The following is a 26,169-nucleotide window of genomic DNA, read 5'->3' on the forward strand; positions in this document are numbered from 1 at the left end:
AAGGGGAGTGGATGACGGGCGAACACCCGTCAATCAAATTTGGTAACCGAATCCCCTGTGGGAGCGGGCTTGCTCGCGAAGGCGTCGGTACGTCCAGCATCTTCACTGCGAGACACATCGCTTTCGCGAGCAAGCCCGCTCCCACAGGGGGTCGGTGTTGGTCTGCGAATCAGACCGTATGCAGATACCAGTTGTACTCAAGGTCAGAGATCGAGTTTTCGAACTCGGCCAGCTCGCTTTCCTTGCACGCGACGAACACGTCGATGTACATCGGGTCGATGTAGCGGGCCATGACTTCGCTGTCGTCCAGCTCGCGCAATGCGTCGCGCAGGTTGTTCGGCAGGCTCTGTTCGTTCTGCTCGTAGCTGTTGCCTTCAACCGGCGCGCCCGGCTCGATCTGATTGGTCAGGCCGTGGTGAATACCGGCCAGCACCGAGGCCATCAGCAGGTACGGGTTGGCATCGGCACCCGCCACGCGGTGCTCGATGCGCACAGCGTCGGCCGAACCGGTCGGTACACGTACCGCCACGGTGCGGTTGTCGATGCCCCAGCTCGGCGAGTTCGGCACGTAGAACTGCGCGCCGAAGCGGCGGTACGAGTTGACGTTCGGGCAGAGGAAGGCCATTTGCGCAGGCAGGGTCTCCAGCACACCGCCGATCGCGTGTCGCAGCGCGGCGTTCTGCTCGGGATCCTCGCTGGCGAAGATGTTGTTGCCCTCTTTGTCCAGGATCGAAATGTGCACGTGCAGACCGTTGCCCGCCTGGCCCGGATACGGCTTGGCCATGAAGGTGGTGTCCATCTCGTGGTCGTAGGCGATGTTCTTCACCAGACGCTTGAGCAGGACCGCGTAGTCGCAGGCCTTTATCGGGTCGGAGACGTGATGCAGGTTGACTTCGAACTGCGCCGGGGCGCTTTCCTTGACGATGGCGTCAGCCGGGATGCCCTGCTCTTTCGCGCCTTCGAGGATGTCTTGCAGGCAGTCGACGTATTCATCGAGATCGTCGATCAGGTACACCTGAGTCGACACCGGACGCTTGCCGGACACTGGCGAACGTGGCGACTGCGGACGGCCGTTCACGTTGTCCTGGTCGATCAGGTAGAACTCGAGTTCGAACGCGGCGCAGATGGTCAGGCCCAGTTCGTCGAACTTGCGCACGACGTTGGCCAGCACTTCACGCGGGTCGGCGAAGAACGGCTCGCCTTCGATCTCGTGCATGGTCATCAACAGTTGCGCGGTAGGACGCTTCTGCCACGGCTCGATGCTCAGGGTGCCCGGGATCGGGTAGCAGATGCGGTCAGCGTCGCCGATGTCCAGACCCAAGCCGGTGCTTTCCACCGTGGAGCCATTGATGTCGAGAGCGAAGAGCGAGGCCGGCAGGTTGATGCCTTTCTCGTAAACCTTGTGAAGACTGGTGCGCTCGATGCGCTTGCCGCGCACCACACCGTTCATGTCTGCAATCAGAAGGTCGACGTACAAAACCTCAGGATGTTTCTTAAGGAATGCGTTTGCTTCGTTGAGTTGAACGGCACGCAGAGGGACCGACATGATGCACCTATTTAGCTGTTAATTATTATGTTCACTGCTCTTTCACGGAGCCAGTCAACCCGAACGGCAAAGTGAAGTCAATAGCGAACAGATGACCGCTCAGGGTTTATTTTTCGGGCTTTTTTTAACACTCACGTGCCAACACTGGCGCCAGATGCCCGAGAACCATGAAGATTTGATGAACGGCGTTTAGAATTTTTTACATGGCAGTTGTTAATTAAAATCAACGAGGCTAAGCTCCGGAAAAGCTCGTTCAAGTGTCAAACTTCGAGGTGAATAAAAATGGCATTCAAGCCATTGATCGGCGTTACTGCGTGCGTCAAACAGATTGGCCTGCACCCCTATCACATCAGCGGCGACAAATACGTTCGCGCTGTCAGCGTCGCGGCGCTGGGGTTGCCGGTGGTCATTCCTTCCCTTGGCAAACTGACTGAAGTCGAAGACCTGCTCGGTCAACTCGACGGTCTGTTGCTGACCGGCTCGCCGTCGAATGTGGAACCCTTCCACTATCAAGGCCCGGCCAGCGCCCCCGGTACGGATCACGATCCGGCGCGGGACGCCACCACCCTTCCTTTATTACGTGCAGCCATCGCAGCGGGCGTTCCGGTGCTCGGCATCTGCCGTGGCTTCCAGGAAATGAACGTGGCCTTCGGCGGCAGCCTGCACCAGAAGGTCCACGAGCTGCCGGGCATGCTCGATCACCGCGAAGCCGACAGCCCGGACGTGGCCGTGCAATACGCACCGGCGCATGCCGTCACGGTGCTGGCCGGTGGGGTGTTCGAAGCGCTGGAGTTGCCGGGCGAGTTTCAGGTCAACTCGATTCACAGTCAGGGCATCGACCGCCTCGCTCCCGGCCTACGCGCCGAAGCTGTGGCGCCGGATGGCCTGATCGAGGCGATCTCGGTCGAGCACAGCCCGACCTTCGCCCTCGGCGTGCAATGGCACCCTGAATGGCAAGTGCTGGACAACCCGAACTACCTGAAGATTTTCCAGGCGTTCGGCGAGGCTTGCCGGCAACGTGCGGCGCGGCGCAACAAGCGCTGACCCCCCCCAGGATTTCATCACTGTTTACTGCCCCCACGGGGTCGGCGGCTGTGCGTGTGCGCATCCGTCATCCGTGAAAACAACAAACCGTAATAACAACAAGTACGACCCAGGCAGCCAGGACGGCGGCGCCGACCAAGCCGGATCGGTATGAGCAGTGCCCGTCAGGACAACGCAAAACCCTGTGGGAGCGGGCTTGCTCGCGAAAGCGGAATGTCAGACAACAACGACGTCGACTGACACGCCGCATTCGCGAGCAAGCCCGCTCCCACAGGGGATGTGATCCGACAGGAAATGCGCATATCGCTCTGCAATCCACTTTTAAGCCAGGCCACGTTGGCCCGGCGAACGAAACCTGTTGGGAGTTTCACATGGCAAACGCCTCCAGCACTTACAGGAAGGCACTTGAAGGCCACCAGCAACCGAAAAAGGTTCTGGTGAAAGTCGACCGTGTCACCAAGAAGTTCGACGAAACCACCGCTGTGGACGATGTGTCCCTGGAGATCCATCAGGGCGAGATCTTCGCGCTGCTGGGCGGCTCCGGTTCGGGCAAATCGACCCTGCTGCGCATGCTCGCCGGTTTCGAGCGCCCGACTGAAGGGCGGATTCTGCTCGACGGCGTGGACATCACCGACATGCCGCCGTACGAACGGCCGATCAACATGATGTTCCAGTCGTACGCGCTGTTCCCGCACATGACCGTGGCACAGAACATTGCCTTCGGTTTGAAGCAGGACCGTTTGCCGGCCAGCGAAATCGACGCCCGCGTCGAAGAGATGCTGCGCCTGGTGCACATGACCCAATACGCCAAGCGCAAACCCCATCAGTTGTCCGGCGGTCAGCGTCAACGCGTCGCCCTCGCCCGCTCCCTGGCCAAACGTCCGAAGCTGTTGCTGCTCGACGAACCGATGGGCGCGCTGGATAAAAAACTGCGGTCGCAGATGCAGCTTGAGCTGGTGCAAATCATCGAGCGCGTCGGCGTGACCTGCGTGATGGTGACCCACGACCAGGAAGAGGCCATGACCATGGCCGAGCGCATCGCGATCATGCACCTGGGCTGGATCGCCCAAATCGGCAGCCCGGTCGACATCTATGAAGCACCGGTCAGCCGCATGGTCTGCGAATTCATCGGCAACGTGAACGCCTTCGACGGCACCGTGGTAGAAGACCTTGAAGGTCACGCGATCATCCACAGCCCGGACTTGCAGCAGAAGATCTACGTCGGCCACGGCGTCAGCACCTCGGTGCAGGACAAGTCGATCACCTACGCGATCCGCCCGGAAAAAATGCTCGTCAGCACCCTCAAGCCAGAGACCCGTTACAACTGGTCGGAAGGCAAGGTGCATGACATTGCCTACCTCGGCGGCCACTCGGTGTTCTACGTCGAGCTGCCTGGCGGCAAGATCGTCCAGTCGTTCATGGCCAACGCCGAACGCCGTGGCGCGCGTCCGACCTGGGACGACAAGGTCTACGTGTGGTGGGAAGACGACAGCGGCGTGGTACTGCGCTCATGAGAACCTTCAATCAGCAATTCCTGCGCCTGGTGCCCAGCGGGCGAAAATGGGTCATTGGCATACCGTTCATCTGGCTGTTCCTGTTCTTCATGCTGCCGTTCTTCCTGGTGATGAAGATCAGTTTCTCGGAAGCCGCGCTGTCGATCCCGCCATACACGGAGATCTACACCTACGCCGAACAGAAATTCCAGCTGATGCTCAACATCGGCAACTACACCATGCTCGGCGAAGACGAGCTGTACCTGTCGGCCTACCTCGGTTCGCTGAAGGTCGCGGCGCTGAGCACGCTGATGTGCCTGGTAATCGGTTTCCCGATGGCCTACGCAATCACCAAGGCGAGCAAGGAAGCGCAAAACGTCCTGCTGCTGTTGATCATGATGCCGACCTGGACCGCGATCCTGATCCGCGTTTACGCATGGATGGGCATCCTCAGCAACAACGGTCTGCTCAATGCGTTTCTGATGTGGACGGGGCTGACCGATCACCCGATCGAGATCCTCAACACCAACACCGCTGTGTACATCGGTGTGGTCTACGCCTACCTGCCGTTCATGGTGCTGCCGCTGTACGCCAACCTGGTGAAGCACGATGGCAGCCTGCTGGAGGCCGCGTCGGACCTGGGTTCAAGCAACTTCAACAATTTCTGGAAAATCACCGTGCCGCTGGCCAAGAACGGGATAATCGCCGGCTGCATGCTGGTGTTCATTCCGGTGGTGGGTGAGTTCGTGATCCCGGAACTGCTGGGTGGCCCGGAGACGCTGATGATCGGTCGCGTGCTGTGGCAAGAGTTCTTCAATAACCGCGACTGGCCGGTGGCATCTGCACTGGCGGTAGTGATGCTGTTGATCCTGATTGTGCCGATTCTGCTGTTCAACCGCAGTCAGGCCAAAGAGATGGAGGCACGGGGATGAAACGCTTCGGTTTTTCCAAGTTCATGTTGATCTTCGGCCTGATGTTCATTTATCTGCCGATGCTGATCCTGGTGATCTACTCGTTCAACGCCTCGAAACTGGTGACGGTGTGGGGCGGCTGGTCGGTGAAGTGGTACGTCGGCCTGCTCGACAACACGCAACTGATGGGCTCGGTAGTGCGCTCGCTGGAAATCGCCTGCTACACCGCGATTGCTGCCGTTGCGCTGGGCACCCTCGCCGCGTTCGTTCTGACTCGCGTCACACGCTTCAAGGGTCGCACGCTGTTCGGTGGTCTGGTGACCGCGCCGTTGGTGATGCCCGAGGTGATCACCGGTCTGTCGCTGTTGTTGCTGTTCGTGGCCATGGCGCAGTTGATCGGCTGGCCACAGGAACGTGGCATCGTCACCATCTGGATCGCTCACACCACATTTTGTGCCGCTTATGTGGCAGTGGTAGTCTCCGCCCGCCTGCGTGAACTGGATCTGTCGATCGAAGAAGCCGCGATGGATCTGGGGGCCAAACCGTTCAAGGTGTTTTTCCTGATCACCATTCCGATGATCGCGCCGTCGCTGGCTGCGGGCGGCATGATGTCGTTCGCCCTGTCGCTGGATGACCTGGTGCTGGCGAGCTTCGTCTCCGGCCCGGGGTCGACCACGCTGCCGATGGAAGTGTTCTCGGCGGTGCGTCTGGGCGTGAAGCCTGAGATCAACGCCGTGGCCAGCCTGATTCTGCTGGCAGTGTCGCTGGTGACCTTCCTGGTCTGGTACTTCGGCCGCAAGGCAGAGGCCAACCGCAAGCGGGCGATTCAGGAAGCGATGGATCAGACGGCGAATGAGTCGTGGCAACAGCCGCAACGCGCCGCCACTGCCGCAGCCTGACAATGTGATGAGGAGCCAGTGTGGTGAGGGGTTTATCCCCTCGCCACACAAGCGCCCTCGCCACAGGTCAGGTGTGCAGCTGTTTGGGTTTTGTGCTTTTGCTTAAAAGCTTTTGAATAAGAAGAATGGAGTTGTACCGATGAAAATGTTTGGCAGGACTCTGCTGACACTGTCCTTAATGGGCGCAATGGTCATGGGCGCCCAGGCCAACGACAAGGTGCTGCGTGTTTACAACTGGTCCGATTACATCGCGCCGGACACCGTCAAGAAGTTCGAAGACGAGACCGGCATCCGCGTGACCTATGACGTGTTCGACAGCAACGAGACCCTTGAGGCGCGCTTGCTGGCGGGCAAATCCGGTTATGACCTGGTCGTACCGTCGAACAGTTTCCTGGCCAAGCAGATCAAGGCCGGTGTCTATCAGACGCTGGACAAATCGAAGCTGCCGAACTGGAAGAATCTCAACCCGGTGCTGTTGAAAAACGCCGCTGCCAGTGATCCGGACAACGCCCATGCGTTCCCGTACATGTGGGGCTCGATCGGCATCGGTTTCAACCCGGCCAAGGTCAAGGAAGTGCTCGGCGCCAACGCCCCGACCGACTCCTGGGACTTGCTGTTCAACCCGCAAAATGCTGAAAAACTGAAAGCCTGCGGCATCAGCTTCCTCGACTCGCCGACCGAAATGATCCCGGCCGCCCTGCACTATCTGGGCTATCCGGTGAACGACAAGGACACCGCGCACATCAAGGAAGCCGAGGCGCTGTTCATGAAGATCCGCCCGTACGTGGCGTACTTCCATTCTTCGAAGTACATCTCGGACCTGGCCAACGGCAATATTTGCGTGGCGGTCGGGTACTCCGGTGACGTGCTGCAGGCCAAGGCCCGCGCCGTGGAAGCCGGCAACAAGGTGAAGATCGACTACAGCATTCCGAAGGAAGGCGCCGGCAGTTTCTACGACATGGTCGCGATCCCGCGTGATGCCGCCAACGTCGACAACGCCTACCTGTTCATGAACTTCCTGATGCGTCCGGACATCATTGCCGAGATCACCAACAGCAACGGCTACAGCAACGCCAACGCGGCGGCCACGCCACTGGTGGACGAAGCGATCCGCAACGACCCGGGCTCGTACCCGTCGCAGGCGGTGATGGCGACGCTTTATGCGGTGCCGGATCAGCCGATTGCCACACAGCGGATCATGACCCGGGGCTGGACCCGGGTGAAACTCGGCAAGTAAAAAGACCAGTGATCAAAAATGTGGGAGCGAGCCTGCTCGCGAAGCAATATTTCAGGTGATGAAGAGGCTGAAGGTGCCGACGCCTTCGCGAGCAGGCTCGCTCCCACAGTGAAGCAATGCAGTGCTGAAAAAGTTCCCGTTCACGCAGCGCCTTACCACCGCTGCACCCTGCATTGAACGGCCTCACCTGGCTCCCTCGGCTCAGGTGAATTCAGGCGCCCTCGGGCGCCTTTTTTTGTGCGCTCAATTCAGCGGCCATTCCTGCAGGATCCGGTAACGCCCCTTGTGCGATTCGAACAGGGCAAAGCGCTCGGCGCGCAGGAAGAATTCCGCCGGCGTGGCGGATTCCGGCTCCGCTGCACGGTAGTCACGGGCCAGGGTCAGGTGCGGGCGAAACTCGCGCGCAGACGCTTCGAAGCCAAACGGCAACATCGCCTGTTCCAGCGCATAGACCAGGCGCAACAATGCCGGTGGTGCCCGCTCGGGCGCCAACGACAGGATCCCGGCCCGATGCCAGACCTGCAGGCGATCCAGCGCAATCCTCAACGTTTCACCCGGCGTGCGCACCTTGCCGGCGGCCTCGCAGACTTCATTGATCTGCGCCAGCGGCACGGCACCGAGGAACAGCAGCGTCAGGTGAAAGTTATCCGCCGGCACCGGTTTGCCGGTGCGCAGCCCAAGATCGCCGCGCCATTGAGCAATGGCCTTGCGTTGTAATGGCGGACAGTCGAGGGCGAAAAACAGTCGCTTGGCGGGAAGATCCATTCGCACTTCATCGATCATGGCCCTGCTCCTTCGCTCGTCGATCAGGCGATTCTACACAGCCTTCTCTGACGACTCGCGACACCCGGCTATAGTTCAAGGATTGCCATCGAACCAGAGGCCGTCATGCGCGAGATTCTCAGCAAAGAGCCGTGGTGGGCCAGACCACCGAACCCCGGGCAGGATGAAGCCGAGCTGGAGTGGGGCTGGCTGGTGCATTACAGCGAAGGTGAACCGCGTTTCGAATTCGTTTGCGAACGGCCTACGGACGAAGAAATCCGCAACCGCAAAAGCTGCCGGATTACCCCCTCCTCTGAATGACCGCAAGCCCATGTGGGAGCGGGCTTGCTCGCGAAGCGGTCGGCACAGCCAGCATCTTCAGCGACTGAACCGCCGCCATCGCGAGCAGGCTCACTCCTGCACGGAACAGGTGAATTTCAGGATTCAAGAATGTTCTTGAAACCACCAAAAATCATGCGCTGACCATCAAACCCCATCGGGTTGACGTCCGGTTGCATGCGCGGGTCCTCCATCATTTTGGCCATGCCGGCGTCGCGGGTGTCTTTGTCCGGCCAGATCAGCCAGCCGGACGAAACCGTCTCGCCGTCCTTGAGTTTTACCGCCATCGGGAATGACGTGACTTTGCCCTCCGGCACGTCATCGCCCCAGCACTGAACGACTTCCTTCGCGCCGTATTCCTTGAACAGTTTCGCGGCGATCTCACAGTGTTTTTTGTACTGCTCGCGATTGGCATTCGGTACAGGTGCTACAAAAATATCGATGTAAGCCATGATCATTCTCCTTGCACGTTGGGTTCGATCTGCTGAGTAGTCGATTCCGGCGGCCGCCATTCGACACGATTCACACCCAGCCCGACCGACGGTTGTTCTGCTCCGCCAAGGCTGCCCTCAACCTGACCGGCGATGTGCAACGTACCGGCCATGACCCCGGTGGTCGGGTTTTGCAGCAGTTTCGACCAGGCCTTGTCAAAGGTGCTGCCCAGGCTGCTGCGAATCAGCGCTTCGCTGTCGGGTCGATCACTGGCCTGGATGATCGCGCGAATGCCCGCTACGCCGATCGAAATCACCCCGCCCACCAACTTGCCCGCCGCAGCCGCCACCGCGCTGGCCGCACCGCGCGGGGCCATTTCCGCTTCCATTCGCTGGCTGGCGCGTTTGGCCACGGGCGCCATACCGGCGTCGGTCGAGGCAATCCCCTTGCTGCCGCCCTCGGTGTGGACCTTGTCGATCAGCGCGGCATACGCCGGCAGGGTGTTCAGCGGTTCGGTACTGATGACCTGATACAGCGAAGCATCGCGCGCCGGCGGCGGGCCAAGGGCGATGGCCGGCACTTTCTGCAAGTGCCCGTTGAGCTGGGCCACCGGCACACCGTAACGCTGGGCGATGAGCGGCATCTGCTGGGCCATCAGTTGCGCATAGAACGCCGTGGCCTGACCGAGGATCGCATCCGGATCGATCTCCACCGCGACCGGCGCCAGCACCCTTTCCTGATACTGCTCAAGCAGATAGCTCGCCAGACGCTTGGCCGACGCATCCTGTTCGCCGCCGGCGCTGATCGTGTACCAACTGACCTTCATCGATAGCCATTCCTGGGTCCAATAGCTGCTGAACCACGGAATGAAATTTTCTTCAGTTTGCTCATAGACGCGAATACGCCAATGTTCCATCGAGCCCCGGGCAAATACCTTGACCTGCTCGGTGGACTGCTGCGAGGCGCTGACGATGTCGCGGTCGATCTGCTTCCAAGTCGCGGGCGACACCACCACGGCCGGTGGCGTCACCGGGGCCCGAGCCGAGGAGGCGCAGCCAGCCAGCAGCAACAGTGCGGCGACGAACAGCGCACGCAGGTTCACAGTGGTGGAGTCCTTGAATGGAGGAAAACAGATTTGAGTATAGGTGCGAGGGGTTGGGCCGTTTGTCGGTTGTGGTCGCACTGGCCCCATCGCGAGCAGGCTCACTCCCACTTTCAAATGCGTCCTCCTGGGGGAGGCATCAACCATCAACGCCGTCGATATTCACCATCGCCACGATTGCCTTCCGCCCGCCGCCCGGCAAAGGCACGATTGACCCATCCGAGACGCAACGAGGAGTACACATCATGATTCGCACCATCGCACTCTCCGTGAGTTTCCCGGTATTCGGCAGCAACTATTACGAGCAGCACGTGGTGTCGCGCAAGGCGCAAGCACTGGTGTTCAACGAAGATTTCGACGATCTGCTGATGCCCGCCGCAAGCAATCACTTCACTAATGAAGTGGTCGGTATCAACGATCAGTTCCGCTTTCTGAGCGACATACTCGCCACCCATTTGCTGGATCTCGAGGCCTCTGCGCCTGCGCATTCCAGCGTCCGGGCGAGCGCTCATTTTTAATCGGCGAGGGCGTTCCCGTTGCGGGAACGCCCTCTTGATATTCAATCAGTCGTCGTCGCGATCACGGTAGTAGCGGTGTCCGTCGCGTCGACCGTCATCACGGTCATCCCAACGCCGGTCATGGTCGTAATAGCGCCCGTGATCTCGGTCGTAATGCCGCCCATGGCGGTAGTCATCATCAAAATCCGCCACACAGCCTGCCAGCAAAACAGCGGCGGCCACGGTCAGCAGCATTGTTGTCGCGTGCTTCATTCAACTCTTCCCTAAAACCAAGGTCTTGACGACGGAACGGCTGTCACTGCCCACGCCTTCAGGACGCAGTGCGCGCAGCCGCTGATACGACCGGACAAACGGACTTTGATTCACTGCCCGACCACGACCATTGATCGGCGCGCCGCCCGCCTCCGGACAGCGGCGTAATGCCACCTATACTGCTGGTTATCGCCCCCCTCGCAACGGATCTGCGCCTCGATAACAACAAGCAGAGGTGGATCATGGTCTGGCAGCAAATCTACGACCCGTTCGGCAATCCGCTGATCTCTACACTCATGGCCGCCACCCCGGTGGTGGTGATGCTCGCAGCGCTGGCGTTCTTTCACGTCAAGGCGCATCTGGCCGCCCTGCTCGCCTTGGCTTCGGCGCTGCTGATTTCGATCTTCGCCTTCGGCATGCCGGCAAGCATGGCCGGTTCGGCGGCGTTGTTTGGTGCAGCCAATGGTTTGCTGCCGATCGGCTGGATCGTGCTCAACATCATCTTTCTGCACCGCCTGACTACCGAGAACGGCTCATTCAAAGTGCTGCAGGACTCCCTGGCGCGGATCACTGATGACCGCCGCTTGCAGTTGCTGCTGATCGCCTTCTGCTTCGGCGCGTTTTTCGAAGGCGCGGCCGGGTTCGGTACGCCAGTGGCTGTGACCGGAGCGATTCTGATCGGCCTCGGTTTTTCGCCGTTGGCCGCATCCGGACTGGCGTTGATTGCCAACACCGCACCGGTGGCGTTCGGCGCGCTCGGCACGCCGATCATCACCCTGGCCAAAGTCACCGGGCTGGATGAGATGGAGCTGTCGATGATGGTCGGCCGGCAACTGCCGTTTTTCTCGGTGCTGGTGCCGTTCTGGCTGATCTGGGCGTTTGCCGGGTGGCGCAAGATGCTGGAGATCTGGCCGGCGATTCTGGTGGCTGGGGCCAGTTTCGCGGTGCCACAGTTCCTGGTATCGAACTACCATGGGCCAATGCTGGTGGACGTGATCGCCGCACTGATCTCCATGGCCTGCCTGACTCTGTTTCTGCGGGTCTGGAAACCGGCGACGGTGTACACCTCCGCCGCCCTGTCCGGGCGAGTCGACAACTCCAGGGTCGAGGAAGAAAAAGTTACCGCCAGCGCCACCTTCAGCGATCAGGCACGCCCGGCGGTGATGCGCGCGTGGATGCCATGGATCATCCTCACCGTGTTCGTGTTTGCCTGGGGCACCCAGGGTTTCAAGAATATTTTCGACGTGCGCCCGGCGCTGGACCCGGTAACGCATTCCGTCAAACTCGATCCGCAAGGCAAACCGCTCAGCGAGGCCAACCCGATTTTCTCGCCGGCGCTGACCTTCACCACCCTGCACCTGCAAGTGCAGAAAGTCCCACCGGTGGTGCCGGCGCCGAAAGCCGAAGAGGCGATCTACAAGTTCACCTGGTTCACCGCCACTGGCAGCGGCATTCTGCTGGCGGCGATTGTCGGCGGGCTGCTGATGGGTTACTCGATCCCGCAATTGATCAAGCAGTACCTGCGCACGCTATGGGTGGTGCGGTTTTCGCTGATCACCATTGCGGCGATGCTCGCGCTGGGATTCCTTACGAGGTATTCCGGACTGGACGCGACCATGGGCCTGGCGTTTGCGGCGACCGGGGTGTTTTACCCGATGTTCGGCACCTTGCTCGGCTGGCTCGGCGTGGCGTTGACCGGTTCGGATACCGCCTCGAACGTACTGTTCGGCGGGCTGCAACGGGTGACCTCGGAACAGTTGGGCATCAGCCCCGTCCTGATGGCGGCGGCCAACAGCTCCGGCGGGGTGATGGGCAAGATGGTCGATGCACAATCAATCGTGGTCGCCTCCACCGCCACCCGCTGGTATGGGCATGAGGGCGAAATTCTGCGCTACGTGTTCTTCCACTCGATCGTACTGGCGATGCTGGTCGGTGGGCTGGTGACGCTGCAGGCGTATGTGGCGCCATTTACGCACATGGTGGTTGGCGGACATTGAGGTCAATTCCGAAGACCTCTTCGCGAGCAGGCTCGCTCCCACAGGGGGCATGCATTCCAATGTGGGAGCGAGCCTGCTCGCGAAGAGGTATTCATTCAACCAAAAACAGCCTGCCCCACCACCTTCGGCAGCAAGCCCCTCCCACATTTGAAACGCATGACCCCTGTGGGAGCGAGCCTGCTCGCGAAAGCGGTATGCCATTCAACCAAAAACTGCCTGCCCCACCACCTTCGCGAGCAAGCCCCCTCCCACAATATGGCTCTGCGTCGTTTAGCAGATTGATGAGCCATGCGCATAACTCTATAGCGCAAATCCGCAAAAACCTTTTCCCCCTTGCGCAGGTCATTCCAAGAACGAGACCGGCAAGCATGCCGGCGCGCCCGAGCGGGCCTTTTCACCCCTGCCGTCCTGATTCAGCCAGAGAGGGATCGAAGCATGACGATTTCCCGACGTAGATTCCTGATCCTCGGTGCCGTGACCGCCACGGCCTTCGCGATGCCGCCGTTCATCAGCCTCAAGGCCTACGCGGCCAACCTGGAGCAACCGGCCATGAGCAAAGTGACGATTCAAGTCAACGGCAAGCCGCAAGCCCTTGAAGTCGACAACCGCACCACCCTGCTTGACGCCCTGCGCGAGCACCTGCACCTGACCGGCAGCAAAAAAGGCTGCGACCACGGCCAGTGTGGCGCCTGTACGGTGATCGCCGATGGCCGCCGGATCAATGCCTGCCTGACCCTGGCGGTGATGCACGAAGGCAGCGAAATCACCACCATCGAAGGCCTCGGCATGCCCGACAATCTGCACCCGATGCAGGCCGCGTTCATCAAGCACGACGGCTATCAGTGCGGTTATTGCACGCCGGGGCAGATCTGCTCGGCGGTGGCGGTGCTCAAGGAAATCCGTGACGGCATCCCCAGCCATGCCAGCCCCAGCCTGACCGATGCACCGCAACTGATTGCCACTGAATTCCAGGAGCGCATGAGCGGCAACATCTGCCGCTGCGGTGCCTACTCGAACATCATCGAAGCGATCACTGAAGTTGCGGAGGTGCCGGCATGAGACCGTTCAACTACAGCCGCGCCGACTCCCCCGCCGCAGCGGCCGCACAAGCGGCACAGGTCGAAGGCGCGAAGTTCATCGCCGGCGGTACCAACCTGCTGGACCTGATGAAACTCGACATCGAAACCCCGCTGCACCTGATCGACATCAACCATCTGGGCCTTGATCAAATTGAAGCCACACCTGAAGGCGGATTACGCATCGGCGCACTGGTGCGCAACACCGATCTGGCCGCCGACAGCCGCGTGCGCAAGGACTACGCCCTGCTCGCGCGCGCCTTGCTCGCCGGCGCCTCGGGCCAGTTGCGCAACATGGCGAGCACCGCCGGCAACCTGCTGCAACGCACCCGCTGTGCCTACTTCTATGACGTCAATCAGGCCTGCAACAAACGCCAGCCCGGCAGTGGGTGTGCGGCGATTGGCGGGGTCAGTCGGCAACTGGGGCTGATCGGCGTCAGCGACGCCTGCATCGCCACCCACCCCAGCGACATGGCGATTGCCATGCGCGCACTCGACGCGCAGGTTGAAACGGTCAAGCCCGACGGCACGACCCGCCGCATCGCCATTGCCGACTTCCATCAACTCCCGGGCAACACGCCGAACATCGAAACCAGCCTCACGCCCGGCGAGTTCATCACCTCCGTGACCCTGCCCGCTCCGGTCGGCGGCACGCACCTTTATCACAAGGTGCGCGATCGCTCGTCGTACGCCTTTGCCCTGGTGTCGGTCGGGGTGATCCTGCAAAAAGACGGCAGCGGCCGCGTGGTGGTCGGTGGGATAGCGCCCAAACCATGGCGCGTCGAAGACGCCGACGCGTTGCTGCCCAACGGCGCGAAAGCCGTGAGCGAACGCCTGCTCGACGGCGCAACACCGACCCACGACAACCAATTCAAACTGACCTTGGTCGAGCGCACGCTCGGCTCGGTGTTGGCGCAAGCGAGGGACGAAGCATGAAATTCGACACGCCCGCCACCACCAACCCGATCGATCAGTTGAAAGTCATCGGCAAACCCACCGACCGCGTCGAAGGCCCGCTGAAAACCAGCGGCCAGGCGCCATACGCCTACGAGCAACACCACGTGGTGGCGAATCAGGCCTACGGCTTCATGGTCGGCTCGGCCATCGCCAAAGGCCGCATCAACCACATCGATCTCGACGCCGCCGAAGCCGCGCCCGGCGTGCTGGCCATCGTCACCGCTGCCAATGCCGGCAAGCTCGGCAAGGGCAAATACAACTCGGCGCCGCTGCTGGCCGGGCCCGACGTGCAGCACTATCACCAGGCCGTAGCGCTAGTGGTTGCCGAAACCTTCGAGCAGGCTCGCGCCGCTGCACAACTGGTCAAGGTCGACTATGTCACGACCAAGGGCGAGTTCGACCTGGCCAGCGTGCGCGATCAGGGCGTGGAGCCGAAAGACGAATTGCCCGACGTCAGACACGGCGATTTCGCCGGGGCGTTCGCCGCCGCTGCGGTGCAGTTCGACCAGACCTACACCACCCCCGATCAGTCCCACGCGATGATGGAGCCGCACGCAACATTGGCGGCATGGCAAGGCGATCAACTGACCCTGTGGACGTCCAACCAGATGATTGCCTGGAGTGTCGGCGACGTCGCCGCCACCCTTGGCCTGTCCAAGGAAAAAGTGCGCCTGATCTCGCCGTACATTGGCGGCGGCTTTGGCGGCAAACTGTTCATCCGCGCCGACGCGATCCTCGCTGCCCTCGGGGCGCGTCTGACCAACCGCCCGGTAAAAGTCGCCCTCGCCCGGCCGCAGATCGCCAATAACACCACTCACCGCCCCGCGACCATCCAGCGGATTCGCATGGGTGCGACAGCGGACGGCAAGCTCACAGCCATCGCCCATGAAGGCTGGTCGGGCAACCTCAAGGACGGCAAGGTCGAAGTCGCGGCGCAGCCGAGTCAGTTGCTCTATGCCGCAGAAAACCGCCTGGTGAGCATGCGGCTCGCGCCGCTGGATCTGCCCGAAGGCAACGCCATGCGCGCCCCCGGGGAAACCCCGGGGCTGATGGCGCTGGAAATCGCCATGGACGAGATGGCCGAGCAGCTCAAGCTCGACCCCATCCAGTTTCGTATCCTCAACGACACCCAGGTGGATCCGGTGAAAACCGAGCGCCCGTTCTCCCAGCGACGGCTGATCGAATGCCTGCAAACCGGCGCCGAAAAATTCGGCTGGAACCAGCGCAGCGCTACCCCCGGCAGCCGTCGCGAAGGCCGCTGGCTGATCGGCATGGGCGTCGCGGCGGCGATCCGCAATAACCTGCTGCTCAAGTCCGGTGCGCGGGTGCGGCTGGAACGCGACGGCAAGGTCACGGTGGAAACCGACATGACTGACATCGGCACCGGCAGCTACACCATCATCGCCCAGACCGCCGCCGAGATGATGGGCGTCGGCCTTGCAGACGTCACCGTGCATCTGGGGGATTCGAACTTTCCGGTGTCGTCCGGCTCCGGCGGTCAGTTCGGCGCCAACTGCTCGACCGCCGGGGTCTACGCCGCGTGCATGAAACTGCGCGACGCAGTGGCAACCCGGCTGGGCATGACCGGCGCTGACGTCGAATTCGCCGACGGTCAGGTGCGCTCCGGCGGCAAGACGCTGGCGCTGCGTGATGCCGCAAAAAATGGCGTCGTCGAGGCCGAGGACAGCATCGAATTCGCCGACCTCGCCAAGCAGTATCAGCAGTCGACTTTCGGCGCGCACTTCGTCGAAGTGGCGGTGGACGCGGCGACCGGAGAAGTCCGTGTGCGACGCATGCTTGCGGTGTGCGCAGCGGGGCGGATTCTCAACCCCAAAGCCGCGCGCAGCCAGGTGATAGGCGCGATGACCATGGGCGTCGGTGCTGCATTGATGGAGGAGCTGGCGGTGGACAAACGGCTGGGCTTTTTCGTCAATCACGACCTGGCCGGGTACGAAGTGCCGGTGCATGCCGACATCCCGCATCAGGAGGTGATTTTCCTCGACGAGACCGATCCGGTTTCATCGCCAATGAAAGCCAAGGGTGTGGGGGAGCTGGGGATTTGCGGCGTGAGTGCCGCAGTGGCGAATGCGATCTACAACGCCACCGGGGCGCGGGTGCGCGAATATCCGATCACGCTGGACAAGATTCTTTCGTCGTTGCCGCCGATGATCTGAAGCAACCCCGCAGAATCGCCCCTCCCTGCGCAGAGAGGGGCGTTCACCGTTACCAGCGATACGTCGCCGAAGCCACGGCGGTGCGCGGATTGCCGTACAGGCAACGGGTCGCGTCGTAGCATCCGGAAATGTAGTCATCGTCGGTCAGGTTGGTGACGTTCAGTGCCAGTTTCCATGGCCCGGTCACGTAATGCGCCGAAGCATCGAACACAGTGTACGAGGGGATCTCCAGCGAGTTATCCGCCGCCCCCGGGTTACTGCCGACGTAGCGCACGCCCGCGCCCATGCCGAAGTTCTTCAGCCAGCCATCGTGGAAGGTGTAGTCAGCCCACAGCGACGCCATGTTGCGCGGCGTCGGGATGAACGTCGGGGTCTTGCCCTCGCTGACGTCGTTGGCCTTGGTGATCTTCACGTCCTGATAGGTGTAACTGGCGATCACGTCCAGCTCACGGCTCAGGCTTGCCGTGCCTTCCAGCTCGAAACCACGGGAGCGGATTTCGCCGGTCTGCACCGAGTAATTGGGATTGATCGGGCCTGGCGTCAACACGTTAGTCTGGGTGATCTGAAAGACCGCCGCAGTCACCGACGCGTTGCTGTCCTTGGGCGCGAATTTGATCCCGGCCTCGTACTGCCTGGCCTCGGTCGGGTCGAACGGTTTACCGTTGGCATCCAGCCCGGCGTTGGGGGTGAATGCGGTGGAGTAGCTGACGTAGGGCGCCAGGCCGTTGTCCGCCAGGTACACCAGACCGGCTCGACCGCTGAAGGCCTCGTCTTTCTGGTGGGTGGTGGTGTGCGCCAGGTGATCCTGGGTTTCGCTGCTGGCCCAGTCGTAGCGACCGCTCAGGGTCAGGCGCCAGTGCTCGTCGAACTTCAGCTGATCCTGCAGATACAGGCCGGTCTGATTCAGGGTCGAATCGATGTTGCTCGGGTAGCTCTTGTCCGGATCGTTGAAGATCGAGCGGTCGAACGGCACGAACACCGGGTGGTACGCGTTGACCGGCGCCGCGAGGGCATAGACCTCTTGGTCGGTGGCGTCCTGATGCTGATAATCCAGGCCCACGAGCACCGTGTGATCGACCCCGCCGGCACTGAAGTCGGCTTGCGCCTGGTTGTCCACGGTCCAGCGTTTGTAGGTGAAATCGGCGATGCCGGCCCAGCGGTCGATGGTCGTCAACGAGCCTGCCTGGAAGCCGCCGCCGTAGATCATGTTGTCGTTCAGGTCGAGGTGCGAGTAGCGCAGGTTCTGCCGCACTTGCCAGGTGTCACTCAGGCGTTTGGAGAACTCATAGCCGAACGAATACTGGCGCTTTTCGTACTTCTGAAAGTCTCGGTCGGCCTCGAAGATGTTGCGCTTGATGTGGCCGTTGGGGTTGTAGTCGATGGTGCCCGCCGACGGATAAAAACCATCGCCGGAATTGCTGTCGTCGTACAGGTAACTCGCGAGCAACGTGAAGCGCGTGTCGTCATCCGGCGCAAAGGTAAGCGAGGGCGCCAGTGATTGGCGCTTGTCCTGCCACGGGGTGTCCTTGATGTTCTGGTCGCGCAGCACGCCGACCATGCGGTACGACCACACGCCCTGCTCGTCCAGCGGGCCGGTGCTGTCGAAGTTGACCTGGCGGCGCGCATCGGTGCCGTATTGCACGCCGACTTCGTTGGCCGCCACTGCACTCGGGCGCTTCGATACCTGATTGATCACACCACCGGGATCGCCCTGCCCGTACAACACACCGGCCGGACCGCGCAGTACTTCGACGCGCTCGAGCATGTACGGATCGACCATCCAGCTCGCCAGATTGATCGTGGTCGGCAGTTGCAGGCTATCGAGGTATGTGGTCGGGGAGAAACCGCGAATCACCGTGTACCAGTCCGAGCGATTGTTGGCGCCATAGCTCGACACGCCGGGGGTGTAGCGCAACGCTTCGTTGACCGACTGCACGCCTTGCGCATCCATGCGCTCACGGGTGATGACCGAAATCGATTGCGGGGTTTCGTGGATCGGCGTGCCGGTCTTGGTCGCGCTGATGCTGTTCTGCGCAACGTAACCGTCCACCGGCCCGAACGGCCCATCGACCGTCTCCGGCGCACTGATCGACAGGCTGTCGAGCTGTACCTGGCCGGTGCCGGAAGGCAACGCCTGCAAACGATAAGTCGAGCCAACCTGTACCGCTTCCAGGCCACTGCCGCTGAGCAGCCTTGCCAGCGCCATTTCCAGGGTGTAGCGCCCGCTCAGGCCCGGCGTCTGTTTGCCACGGGTCAGCGCCGGATCGAACGCCTGGGCCACGCCGGCCTGCTCGGCCAAGGTGCTCAAGGCTACGCTGAGGTCACCGGCCGGCACCGCGAAGGTCTGCACGCGGCTCTGGGCGACACTGGCATCGTCAGCCGCCGCCGGCAGCACAGCACCGGCGAGAAAGATCGGAAACAGCGCGGCGGCAAGAGGGTGCAGCCGGACAACGGGGCGGGTCATGGGGTGGATTCCTGGGAGTTGTTTGGGTTTCTCAGGCCATGACGGGCGAGTTCGGGAAAGGGACAGTGAAGCGCTGAATTATTTTTCAGATCACCGCCCCCGGCAGGCGAAGGCCTGCAAAGTTTCGTGGTGAACTCAGGATTTGGGTTTGATCAGCACCAGCCAATCGGTAAAGCGCTGCACGCGAATCGGCAGGTTGGTCTGCAATGCCGCCAGCGCTGCGTTGCTGTCACCGAGCGGGAACGAGCCCGAGACCCGCAACCCGGCCAGCGCCTGCCGATCGAAGTGCAGGACGCCGGAGCGGTAGCGCGCCAGCTCATCGAGCACCTCCACCAGTGGCCGGTCGTCGACCTTGAGCACGCCTCGGGTCCAGCTCGCCGGGTCGGCGTTGGCCAAGCCCATCGGGCTGTCGACATGATCGGCAAACACCGTCGCCTGCTGCCCGGCCGCCACCCGCACGGGACCCTCCGGGTGCTCGACCGGGCGCGCGGCAATCGCCGATTCCAGCACGGTGACACGGGTCTGGCCGTCCTCGCGGCGCACCAGGAACTGCGTGCCGAGTGCCGTCACGGTGCCGTGCTCGGTGCGCACCACGAAAGGCCGTTGCGGGTCCTTCGCCACCTCGACCCACAGCTCGCCGCGCTTGAGATCGATCAGCCGTTGCTGGCCGTCGAAATGCAGATCCACCGCCGTGTCGCTGTTGAGCTGCAAGTGGCTGTGATCGGCCAGCACCAGATCGCGCCGCTCGCCCACTGCCGTGCGTTGATCCGCCAGCCACACCGGCGCCTGGCGCACACCTTGCCACGCCACGCTCGCGGCGATCAGCAAGGCCAGACAAGTGCCGGTGCGCCGCAGGGTGCTGCCGCGTTTTGGCGTGAGGACACGGTCGAGGGTCTTGCGCGCGCGGCTCTTCGGCAAGCCGTCGAAACGTCCCCACAGCAGCGCCAGACGCGAAGCCGCCAAAGCATGGCTGGGGTCGGCATCGCGCCATTGGGCGAACGCCTGATGCTGATGATCACTGGCCTCACCGGAGTGCAGAAGCGCCAGCCATTGCGCCGCCGCGACCACCGTTTCATGGCTTGGCTCAGGCCCGTTGTTCACGCGGCACCGCCATACAGCGCGACATAGCAATGCACCATGACCTGAGCGATGTACTGCTTGATCATGCTTTTCGACACACCGAGGTGTTCGGCGATCTCGGCATGGCTCCAGCCGTCCAGGCGATTGAGCAGAAACGCCCGTCGTGGTTTCTCCGCAAGGCCGTCGAGCAGCCGGGCGATGGATTCGAGCAGTTCGACGATCTGATGGAAGTCCTGCGGGCTGATCGCCGCGGCGTCTGCACTTTCATGCGCCAGCACCGCCAGGTATGCCCGCTCCAGCTTGCGCCGGCGCTCGCCATCGATCAGCAGGCGAATCGCCGTGGTCGTGAGAAACGCCCGCGGCTCCTGCAAGCGCTCGGGTTCAGCGAGGGTCAGCACGCGGATGAAGGTGTCCTGCGCCAGATCCGCCGCCCGCTGCGAACAGCCGAGTTTTTTACGCAACCAGTTCTGCAACCAGCCGTGATGGTCGCTGTAAAGCAACGTCAGCAGCTGATTGCGCGGGGATTGGGCGGAAGGCAAATGAGCGGGCACAACGGCATCCTGGGAGGGGGCAACCTACACGAATGCGAATATATTTCATTTGCTAACAAGTGTCACCCAGCGCAAAAAAACGCTAGCGCACTCGCATGAGGTTCCAGCGGGCTGGTGCCTCATTCAGCCTTCGGATATTGCGCGTCGCTGACCTGCTCCATCCAGTCCACCACCTTGCCATCCAGCACTTCGGCAATGGCAATGTGGGTCATCGCCGTGTTCGGTGCAGCACCGTGCCAATGCTTGGCGCCGGGAGCGATCCACACGGTGTCGCCGGGGCGGATATCGCGAACGGGCTGGCCCCACTCCTGCACAAGACCGGCCCCGGCGGTGACGATCAACGTCTGCCCCAACGGATGGGTGTGCCATGCGGTGCGTGCGCCCGGCTCGAACGTCACCGTAGCGCCGCTGACGCGCGCCGCATCGCTGCCCTTGAACGGCGCGTCGACGCGCACGGTGCCGGTGAACCAGTCCGCCGGGCCCTTGGCCGAGGGTTGCGAGCCGTTGGGGGTGACAATGACGCGCAGGGGTTCGTTGGCCTGGGTCTCGCTCGCGAGTAAGGACAAGGTCAATGCGCAAGTGGCAATCGGGTTCATGGCGGTGGTCTCCGGTGAGCAATAACGGCACTTTACCGAGCTGAACTGTTCAGATAATCGACTAGAATTCGAAAAAACTTATGCAGGACACTCATCAATGCTTCGAGAAAACGCCAGTGACCTGCTCGCCTTCCTCGCCGTGGCCCGCGAGCGCAGTTTCACCAAAGCAGCGGCCAAACTCGGCGTCTCGCAATCGGCGCTCAGCCACACCATCCGTGCGCTGGAAGCGCGCCTGGGCCTGCGCCTGCTGACCCGCACCACCCGCAGCGTCTCGCCCACCGAGGCCGGCGAACATCTGCTGCAAACGATCGGCCCGCGTTTCGACGAGATCGAACTGGAACTGGCGGCCCTGAGCAATCTGCGCGAAACCCCGGCAGGCCGCATCCGTATCAGCGCCACCGACCATTCGCTGAACTGGCTGCTACGGCCGGTGCTTCAGGCGTTCCTGCCCAAATACCCGGACATTGCCGTGGAGGTGTGTTGCGACTACGGTTTCGTCGACATCGCCGGGCAAGGCTTTGACGCCGGCATACGCCTGGGCGAGGACGTCGCCCAAGGCATGATTGCCACCCGCATCGGCCCGGACATGCGCATGGCGGTGGTCGGCTCGCCCGCCTATTTCGCCAACCGCACGCGACCGGAAACACCGAGAGAGCTGACCGACCATGCCTGCAACAACCTGCGTCTGCCCACCAACGGCGGGTTGTACACCTGGGAGTTCGAAAAGAACGACGAAAGCCTCAAGGTGCGCGTGTCCGGGCAAATCACCCTGAATGGCGTGTACCCGCTACTCGACGCTGCACTCGACGGCTTCGGCCTGAGTTACATCCCGCAAAACATCGTCGCACCGCACCTGGCCGACGGGCGTCTGGTGCAAGTGCTGGCGGACTGGTGCCCGACGTTTGCCGGTTATCACCTGTACTACCCGAGCCGACGGCAGGCAGCGCCGGCGTTTTCGCTGTTGCTGGAGGCGTTGCGTTATCGCGGTTGAGCGCCTACCCCAGCAGCGCAATCAACTGATGACGCTGCGCATCCGTCAGCATCGGCCCGAACCCGGCGCCGGCGTTGTCGGCCATGTAGCGCGGATTACCGGTGCCGGGAATCACGCAGGTCACCGCCGGGTGCGACAGCAGAAACTTCAGCGCCAGTTGCGGCCAACTGTTGACCTGCACATCCGAGACCCAGGCTGGCAGCGGCTTGCCCTTGAGCCGCGCGAGCAACCCGCCACCGCCGAACGGCCGGTTGCAGATCACCGCCACCCCGCGCTCGCGGCACATCGGAAGAATGCGCTTCTCGACGCCACGGTCATCGAGGGCGTAGTTGATTTGCAGGAAGTCGAGCGGTTCGGCCTTGAGCAGCGCTTCGACTTCGTCATAGGCCGACGGCGTGTAATGGGTGATGCCGATGTAGCGGATGCGCCCCTGTTCTTTCCATTCACGCAGGGTTGGCAGATGGGTCTGCCAGTCCAGCAGGTTATGAATCTGCATCAGGTCGATGCGTTCGGTACGCAGCAGGCGGAAGGATTGTTCCATCTGCGCGATGCCCTCCTCACGCCCGCGCGTCCATACCTTGGTCGCCAGAAATGCCGGCGAGTGCGGTTGGTGGATCGACAGCAACTCGCCGGTGGTTTGCTCGGCGCGGCCGTACATCGGTGAGCTGTCGATCAGCGTGCCACCCTTTCGGAATAGCTCGTCGAGCACGGCAGGCAGTTGTTTGTAAGCAGTTTCACCGGGCGCAACGTCGAAGCCGCGATAGGTGCCCAAGCCCACCAGGGGCAGCAGCTCGGAGCTTGAGGGGATGGCGCGGGTCTGCATGGTCTGGTCTCCTGAGGCGCTCGACGAGGTGGCGGTGGCCAACGCCCGGTGCAAGGTGAAAACCGCCGAAACCCCGGCAGCCAGCGTGAGCAGACGACGCCGCGAGTAACCCTCAGTGTGGCGCATGCCGGTGCTCCTGCTACGTGGATCTGTTGCAGGGTATGTGGCATGGCAATCAGCAGACAACGCTGGACTACACTGCCACGACGCACCTGCGCGTCCCGTTAAAGTTAGCCGAATGTCCCGAACCGTCCTGTCACTCGTCGCATTGATCGTCGCCCTGTACCTGGCGCTGTGCGCGGCGGCGTTCGTGTTTCAGCGCTCGCTGATCTATTTCCCCCGGCCTGACAGCGCCATCACCACCCCGGATTCGCGGCTGAAACTGGCGATGCCGGATGCCGATGTGTGGGTAAGCGTTCGCGAGCACACCGGCCCCAAGGCGCTGATCTACTTTGGCGGCAACGCCGAGGACGTGTCACGCAATCTGCCTTCGTTCAGCCAGGCCTTTCCCGAGTACGCCGTGTTTCTCATGAACTACCGGGGGTTTGGCGGCAGTGGCGGCGCGCCCTCGGAGGAAGCGATTGCCGAAGATGCGCTGGCACTGTTTGACCGGGTGTACGCCAGCCATCCGCAGATTGCCGTGGTCGGCCGCAGCCTGGGTTCCGGGGTGGCGGTGCGGCTGGCGAGTCAGCGTCCGGCGACCCGGTTGATTTTGGTGACGCCATACAACAGCCTCGAAGAAATCGCCGTGCGCCAATACCCGTGGCTACCGGTGCAGTGGTTGCTCAAGGATCGTTTCGAGTCAGGCCGCTATGCCGCGCACATTCAGGTGCCGACCTTGCTGCTGGCGGCCAGCGATGACGAGGTGATTCCACGGGACAGCACGCAGCGGCTGCTGGCGCATTTTCCCAAAGGCGTGGCGACGTTGCGAGTGGTGCCGGACGCAGGGCACAACTCGATTTCCGAGCGGGTGCAGTATCTGCAGTGGATGGGGGAAGCGCTTGATCGCTGATCGGGTTTGATCAACCGATTTTGCGGTGGTGCAACTGGCCCTTTCGCGAGCAAGCCCGCTCCCACCTTGGCAATGCGTTCCACCGTGGGAGCGGGCTTGCTCGCGAAGGCGCCAGTGCGGACAACACAAATCCAGGCTCGCCCTGCCCTTCATCATCCCACCCAAAAAAGCCTTATGGCCACCATGAACCAAGTCCAAAAAGCCCAGTCCTAGTGGCGCCGCATTCCGCGGATCCGCACTTCAGCACTGTCCTTTTCCCAGAGCTTGCCGTCCCATGCGCCATGCCGTTCGCTCATCACGTTTTGTTTCGCTGTGCCTGCTGATCCTTGCCCCGCTGTTCACCGAGACCGCCCACGCCAGCGAAGAGCGGCAACTGGTGGCGGCCATCAACGACTACCGTGCTCACCCGCAACGCTGCGACCGCCGTCCGGCCCAACGCCTGGCGCCACTGGCGATGAAATCAAATCTGGCGCTGCCGATCGGCTATGGCTACGGTGGTGGCTTGCGCGAGACGTTGAAGTCTGCGGGTTATTCGGCGGTGGCGGTGCGCAGCATCCGCATTGTCGGTGCCGGGGATGCCGAGCAAGCCTTTGAACAGCTGCAAGACAGCCACTGCACCGCACTGCTCGACGTCCAGTACGCCGACATCGGCGTCAGCCGCTCCCGTGGTGAATGGCAAGTGGTGCTGGCGCAACCGGTGCTCGACAACCGTGTCGGCGACAACCGCAGTGTCGGTAAAGCCTTGCTCGCCGAGGTCAACGCCGCCCGGGCACGCCCACGGATGTGCGGGCGCCAGCGTTTCGCCGCCGCCCGGCCCTTGAGCTGGAACCCGGCGCTGGGGGCCGCGGCTCAAGGGCACAGCAAGGCCATGGCCTACGGCAACTACTTCGCCCACCGTGATCCGGACGGCGACATGCCGGCGGATCGCGCCCGGGCGGCGGGTTATCGCGGGCGACAGATCGGCGAAAACATCGCCGCCGGCCAGAGTTCGCCGGGCAAGGCGATGACCGGATGGCTGGCCAGTCCCGGACATTGTGCCAACCTGATGAACCCGATCTTCACCCAGGTCGGTGCCGGGTTTGCGAGTGAGGTGCGCAGTGATGAGGGGGTTTACTGGACGATGGTGTTTGGCGCGCCTTGATTCGCTGGGGAGATTTTCAGGGAAGCTACTGGCCGCTTCGCGAGCAGGCTCGCTCCCACATTTGTCCGGTTAACGCTGAACCAATGTGGGAGCGAGCCTGCTCGCGAAGGGGCCAGCACAGACACATCAATCACTTGGGCCGCCGCACCGCCCGCACCCGCCCACTGCCCCCGCCACCGCAATAAAACCGCTCACCACCGTCCGCTTCCAGCCCGGAAACGCCGATCCCTGCGGGCATCTTCAGACTTTCCAGTACCTCGCCATCCTCTGGATCAACCCGACGCAATTCACTTTCATCGCCCTCCCAGGTGCCGTGCCACAACGCGCCGTCAACCCAGGTCACCCCGGTGACAAAACGGTTCGATTCCAGCGTGCGCAGGATCTCGCCAGTGTCCGGATCAACCTGATAAATCTTGCGATCACGGTATTGGCCAATCCACAGCGAACCCTCGGCCCAGGCCATTCCCGAATCGTTGCCAGCACCCGGTGCGGGAATCGTATTGAGGATGTACCCGGTCGCGGGGTCGATTTTCTGGATGCGGCTGTCGGCGATCTGGAACAGATGCTTGCCGTCGAACGCGGTGCCGGCGTCGGCGCCGACCTTGATCGTGCGCACCGTTTCTCCGCTGGCCGGGTCCAGCGCATTGAGCTGGCCGTCGCTGGCGAACCACACTTGCCGGCCGTCGAAAGTGACGCCGTGGACACGTTCGACGCCTTCGAACGGGCCGTACTCACGAAGGATTTCTGCGTTTGCCTGTTTCATGATGCCTTC

General features: G+C 62.1%; 25 protein-coding genes. 14 read left to right on the forward strand and 11 right to left on the reverse strand.

Going from position 1 to position 26,169, the window contains the following annotated elements; translation table 11 throughout:
• Positions 1–169 precede the first annotated feature (169 nt).
• Positions 170–1,546, reverse strand: a complete 1,377-nt coding sequence (locus tag AC0J41_RS15310; protein WP_025111315.1) for a glutamine synthetase family protein — start codon at positions 1,544–1,546, stop codon at positions 170–172.
• A gap of 282 nt (positions 1,547–1,828) precedes the next feature.
• Between AC0J41_RS15310 and AC0J41_RS15315 the strand changes: the two genes are divergently transcribed.
• The 5 genes from AC0J41_RS15315 to AC0J41_RS15335 all read left to right on the forward strand — a co-directional run bounded on the left by AC0J41_RS15315 (position 1,829) and on the right by AC0J41_RS15335 (position 7,130).
• Positions 1,829–2,590, forward strand: coding sequence for a gamma-glutamyl-gamma-aminobutyrate hydrolase family protein (locus AC0J41_RS15315; RefSeq protein ID WP_025111314.1), 762 nt, complete (start codon positions 1,829–1,831; stop codon positions 2,588–2,590).
• Positions 2,591–2,961: 371 nt separating this feature from the next.
• A complete protein-coding gene (locus AC0J41_RS15320) occupies positions 2,962–4,104 on the forward strand; it encodes an ABC transporter ATP-binding protein (RefSeq protein ID WP_025111313.1) in 1,143 nt (380 codons plus the stop codon).
• Positions 4,105–4,133: 29 nt separating this feature from the next.
• Positions 4,134–5,015, forward strand: a complete 882-nt coding sequence (locus AC0J41_RS15325) for an ABC transporter permease subunit (protein WP_177327349.1) — start codon at positions 4,134–4,136, stop codon at positions 5,013–5,015.
• On the forward strand, positions 5,012–5,893 hold the full coding sequence (locus AC0J41_RS15330) for an ABC transporter permease subunit (protein ID WP_025111311.1): 882 nt from the start codon (positions 5,012–5,014) through the stop codon (positions 5,891–5,893). The genes AC0J41_RS15325 and AC0J41_RS15330 overlap by 4 nt, the downstream gene beginning before the upstream one ends.
• A gap of 139 nt (positions 5,894–6,032) precedes the next feature.
• Entirely contained in the window at positions 6,033–7,130 is a 1,098-nt protein-coding gene (locus AC0J41_RS15335) for a polyamine ABC transporter substrate-binding protein (RefSeq protein WP_473012912.1), read from the forward strand.
• A gap of 243 nt (positions 7,131–7,373) precedes the next feature.
• Here the strand turns inward: AC0J41_RS15335 and thpR are convergent, their stop codons facing one another.
• A complete protein-coding gene (thpR, locus tag AC0J41_RS15340) occupies positions 7,374–7,913 on the reverse strand; it encodes an RNA 2',3'-cyclic phosphodiesterase (protein ID WP_473012913.1) in 540 nt (179 codons plus the stop codon).
• Between the two features lie 105 nt (positions 7,914–8,018).
• On the opposite strand from thpR, the gene AC0J41_RS15345 reads away from it, so the two are divergent.
• Positions 8,019–8,213: a hypothetical protein gene (locus AC0J41_RS15345; protein WP_025111308.1), complete on the forward strand. Its 195-nt coding sequence runs from the start codon at positions 8,019–8,021 to the stop codon at positions 8,211–8,213.
• A gap of 116 nt (positions 8,214–8,329) precedes the next feature.
• Here the strand turns inward: AC0J41_RS15345 and AC0J41_RS15350 are convergent, their stop codons facing one another.
• Positions 8,330–8,683 carry a DUF1428 domain-containing protein gene (locus AC0J41_RS15350; RefSeq protein WP_473012914.1) on the reverse strand — a complete coding sequence of 118 codons (354 nt, stop codon included), beginning with the start codon at positions 8,681–8,683 and terminating at the stop codon, positions 8,330–8,332.
• 2 nt (positions 8,684–8,685) lie between these two features.
• On the reverse strand, positions 8,686–9,765 hold the full coding sequence (locus tag AC0J41_RS15355) for a hypothetical protein (RefSeq protein ID WP_473012915.1): 1,080 nt from the start codon (positions 9,763–9,765) through the stop codon (positions 8,686–8,688).
• A gap of 245 nt (positions 9,766–10,010) precedes the next feature.
• On the opposite strand from AC0J41_RS15355, the gene AC0J41_RS15360 reads away from it, so the two are divergent.
• A complete protein-coding gene (locus AC0J41_RS15360) occupies positions 10,011–10,283 on the forward strand; it encodes a hypothetical protein (RefSeq protein ID WP_473012916.1) in 273 nt (90 codons plus the stop codon).
• 45 nt (positions 10,284–10,328) lie between these two features.
• On the opposite strand, the gene AC0J41_RS15365 is transcribed toward AC0J41_RS15360, so the two are convergent.
• Positions 10,329–10,535, reverse strand: a complete 207-nt coding sequence (locus tag AC0J41_RS15365) for a hypothetical protein (protein WP_473012917.1) — start codon at positions 10,533–10,535, stop codon at positions 10,329–10,331.
• 242 nt (positions 10,536–10,777) lie between these two features.
• Between AC0J41_RS15365 and AC0J41_RS15370 the strand changes: the two genes are divergently transcribed.
• The 4 genes from AC0J41_RS15370 to paoC all read left to right on the forward strand — a co-directional run bounded on the left by AC0J41_RS15370 (position 10,778) and on the right by paoC (position 16,739).
• Positions 10,778–12,532, forward strand: coding sequence for an L-lactate permease (locus AC0J41_RS15370; RefSeq protein ID WP_473016009.1), 1,755 nt, complete (start codon positions 10,778–10,780; stop codon positions 12,530–12,532).
• A 435-nt stretch (positions 12,533–12,967) separates the two neighbouring features.
• A complete protein-coding gene (gene paoA, locus AC0J41_RS15375) occupies positions 12,968–13,591 on the forward strand; it encodes an aldehyde dehydrogenase iron-sulfur subunit PaoA (RefSeq protein WP_473012918.1) in 624 nt (207 codons plus the stop codon).
• Positions 13,588–14,544 carry an FAD binding domain-containing protein gene (locus tag AC0J41_RS15380; protein ID WP_473012919.1) on the forward strand — a complete coding sequence of 319 codons (957 nt, stop codon included), beginning with the start codon at positions 13,588–13,590 and terminating at the stop codon, positions 14,542–14,544. The genes paoA and AC0J41_RS15380 overlap by 4 nt, the downstream gene beginning before the upstream one ends.
• The gene (gene paoC / locus AC0J41_RS15385) at positions 14,541–16,739 is read left to right on the forward strand and encodes an aldehyde oxidoreductase molybdenum-binding subunit PaoC (protein WP_473012920.1); all 2,199 of its coding nucleotides are present in this window, start codon (positions 14,541–14,543) and stop codon (positions 16,737–16,739) included. The genes AC0J41_RS15380 and paoC overlap by 4 nt, the downstream gene beginning before the upstream one ends.
• Before the next feature lie 49 nt (positions 16,740–16,788).
• On the opposite strand, the gene AC0J41_RS15390 is transcribed toward paoC, so the two are convergent.
• From AC0J41_RS15390 to AC0J41_RS15405, 4 genes are all read right to left on the reverse strand, one after another.
• The gene (locus AC0J41_RS15390) at positions 16,789–19,203 is read right to left on the reverse strand and encodes a TonB-dependent siderophore receptor (RefSeq protein WP_473012921.1); all 2,415 of its coding nucleotides are present in this window, start codon (positions 19,201–19,203) and stop codon (positions 16,789–16,791) included.
• A gap of 135 nt (positions 19,204–19,338) precedes the next feature.
• Positions 19,339–20,304 (reverse strand): FecR domain-containing protein, encoded by a 966-nt coding sequence (locus AC0J41_RS15395; protein WP_473012922.1) that lies wholly within the window; start codon positions 20,302–20,304, stop codon positions 19,339–19,341.
• The gene (locus tag AC0J41_RS15400; protein WP_473012923.1) at positions 20,301–20,834 is read right to left on the reverse strand and encodes a sigma-70 family RNA polymerase sigma factor; all 534 of its coding nucleotides are present in this window, start codon (positions 20,832–20,834) and stop codon (positions 20,301–20,303) included. Before AC0J41_RS15400 ends, AC0J41_RS15395 begins: the two co-directional genes overlap by 4 nt.
• Before the next feature lie 119 nt (positions 20,835–20,953).
• Positions 20,954–21,430 carry a (R)-mandelonitrile lyase gene (locus AC0J41_RS15405; protein WP_473012924.1) on the reverse strand — a complete coding sequence of 159 codons (477 nt, stop codon included), beginning with the start codon at positions 21,428–21,430 and terminating at the stop codon, positions 20,954–20,956.
• 97 nt (positions 21,431–21,527) lie between these two features.
• Here AC0J41_RS15405 and AC0J41_RS15410 point away from each other — a divergent pair, with 97 nt between their 5' ends.
• On the forward strand, positions 21,528–22,421 hold the full coding sequence (locus AC0J41_RS15410; RefSeq protein ID WP_473012925.1) for a LysR family transcriptional regulator: 894 nt from the start codon (positions 21,528–21,530) through the stop codon (positions 22,419–22,421).
• 4 nt (positions 22,422–22,425) lie between these two features.
• Here the strand turns inward: AC0J41_RS15410 and AC0J41_RS15415 are convergent, their stop codons facing one another.
• The gene (locus AC0J41_RS15415; RefSeq protein WP_025111296.1) at positions 22,426–23,370 is read right to left on the reverse strand and encodes an aldo/keto reductase; all 945 of its coding nucleotides are present in this window, start codon (positions 23,368–23,370) and stop codon (positions 22,426–22,428) included.
• A gap of 112 nt (positions 23,371–23,482) precedes the next feature.
• On the opposite strand from AC0J41_RS15415, the gene AC0J41_RS15420 reads away from it, so the two are divergent.
• On the forward strand, positions 23,483–24,256 hold the full coding sequence (locus AC0J41_RS15420) for an alpha/beta hydrolase (RefSeq protein WP_473012926.1): 774 nt from the start codon (positions 23,483–23,485) through the stop codon (positions 24,254–24,256).
• Positions 24,257–24,530: 274 nt separating this feature from the next.
• Positions 24,531–25,397, forward strand: coding sequence for a CAP domain-containing protein (locus AC0J41_RS15425; RefSeq protein ID WP_473012927.1), 867 nt, complete (start codon positions 24,531–24,533; stop codon positions 25,395–25,397).
• A gap of 130 nt (positions 25,398–25,527) precedes the next feature.
• Here AC0J41_RS15425 and AC0J41_RS15430 read toward each other — a convergent pair whose 3' ends face one another.
• Entirely contained in the window at positions 25,528–26,160 is a 633-nt protein-coding gene (locus AC0J41_RS15430; RefSeq protein WP_473012928.1) for a Vgb family protein, read from the reverse strand.
• Positions 26,161–26,169 lie beyond the last annotated feature (9 nt).

This window comes from Pseudomonas sp. Arb-4-2C (assembly GCF_055755015.1).

What these genes read in the sequence shown, in the direction of transcription:
- AC0J41_RS15310 (WP_025111315.1), bottom strand. Translation starts at nt 1,546, where the DNA reads ATGTCGGTCCCTCTGCGTGCCGTTCAACTCAACGAAGCAAACGCATTC.
- AC0J41_RS15405 (WP_473012924.1), bottom strand. Translation starts at nt 21,430, where the DNA reads ATGAACCCGATTGCCACTTGCGCATTGACCTTGTCCTTACTCGCGAGC.
- AC0J41_RS15315 (WP_025111314.1), top strand. Translation starts at nt 1,829, where the DNA reads ATGGCATTCAAGCCATTGATCGGCGTTACTGCGTGCGTCAAACAGATT.
- AC0J41_RS15370 (WP_473016009.1), top strand. Translation starts at nt 10,778, where the DNA reads ATGGTCTGGCAGCAAATCTACGACCCGTTCGGCAATCCGCTGATCTCT.
- AC0J41_RS15320 (WP_025111313.1), top strand. Translation starts at nt 2,962, where the DNA reads ATGGCAAACGCCTCCAGCACTTACAGGAAGGCACTTGAAGGCCACCAG.
- AC0J41_RS15360 (WP_473012916.1), top strand. Translation starts at nt 10,011, where the DNA reads ATGATTCGCACCATCGCACTCTCCGTGAGTTTCCCGGTATTCGGCAGC.
- AC0J41_RS15380 (WP_473012919.1), top strand. Translation starts at nt 13,588, where the DNA reads ATGAGACCGTTCAACTACAGCCGCGCCGACTCCCCCGCCGCAGCGGCC.
- paoA (WP_473012918.1), top strand. Translation starts at nt 12,968, where the DNA reads ATGACGATTTCCCGACGTAGATTCCTGATCCTCGGTGCCGTGACCGCC.
- AC0J41_RS15430 (WP_473012928.1), bottom strand. Translation starts at nt 26,160, where the DNA reads ATGAAACAGGCAAACGCAGAAATCCTTCGTGAGTACGGCCCGTTCGAA.
- thpR (WP_473012913.1), bottom strand. Translation starts at nt 7,913, where the DNA reads ATGATCGATGAAGTGCGAATGGATCTTCCCGCCAAGCGACTGTTTTTC.
- AC0J41_RS15330 (WP_025111311.1), top strand. Translation starts at nt 5,012, where the DNA reads ATGAAACGCTTCGGTTTTTCCAAGTTCATGTTGATCTTCGGCCTGATG.
- AC0J41_RS15335 (WP_473012912.1), top strand. Translation starts at nt 6,033, where the DNA reads ATGAAAATGTTTGGCAGGACTCTGCTGACACTGTCCTTAATGGGCGCA.
- AC0J41_RS15390 (WP_473012921.1), bottom strand. Translation starts at nt 19,203, where the DNA reads ATGACCCGCCCCGTTGTCCGGCTGCACCCTCTTGCCGCCGCGCTGTTT.
- AC0J41_RS15415 (WP_025111296.1), bottom strand. Translation starts at nt 23,370, where the DNA reads ATGCGCCACACTGAGGGTTACTCGCGGCGTCGTCTGCTCACGCTGGCT.
- AC0J41_RS15425 (WP_473012927.1), top strand. Translation starts at nt 24,531, where the DNA reads ATGCGCCATGCCGTTCGCTCATCACGTTTTGTTTCGCTGTGCCTGCTG.
- AC0J41_RS15420 (WP_473012926.1), top strand. Translation starts at nt 23,483, where the DNA reads ATGTCCCGAACCGTCCTGTCACTCGTCGCATTGATCGTCGCCCTGTAC.
- AC0J41_RS15350 (WP_473012914.1), bottom strand. Translation starts at nt 8,683, where the DNA reads ATGGCTTACATCGATATTTTTGTAGCACCTGTACCGAATGCCAATCGC.
- AC0J41_RS15365 (WP_473012917.1), bottom strand. Translation starts at nt 10,535, where the DNA reads ATGAAGCACGCGACAACAATGCTGCTGACCGTGGCCGCCGCTGTTTTG.
- paoC (WP_473012920.1), top strand. Translation starts at nt 14,541, where the DNA reads ATGAAATTCGACACGCCCGCCACCACCAACCCGATCGATCAGTTGAAA.
- AC0J41_RS15345 (WP_025111308.1), top strand. Translation starts at nt 8,019, where the DNA reads ATGCGCGAGATTCTCAGCAAAGAGCCGTGGTGGGCCAGACCACCGAAC.
- AC0J41_RS15410 (WP_473012925.1), top strand. Translation starts at nt 21,528, where the DNA reads ATGCTTCGAGAAAACGCCAGTGACCTGCTCGCCTTCCTCGCCGTGGCC.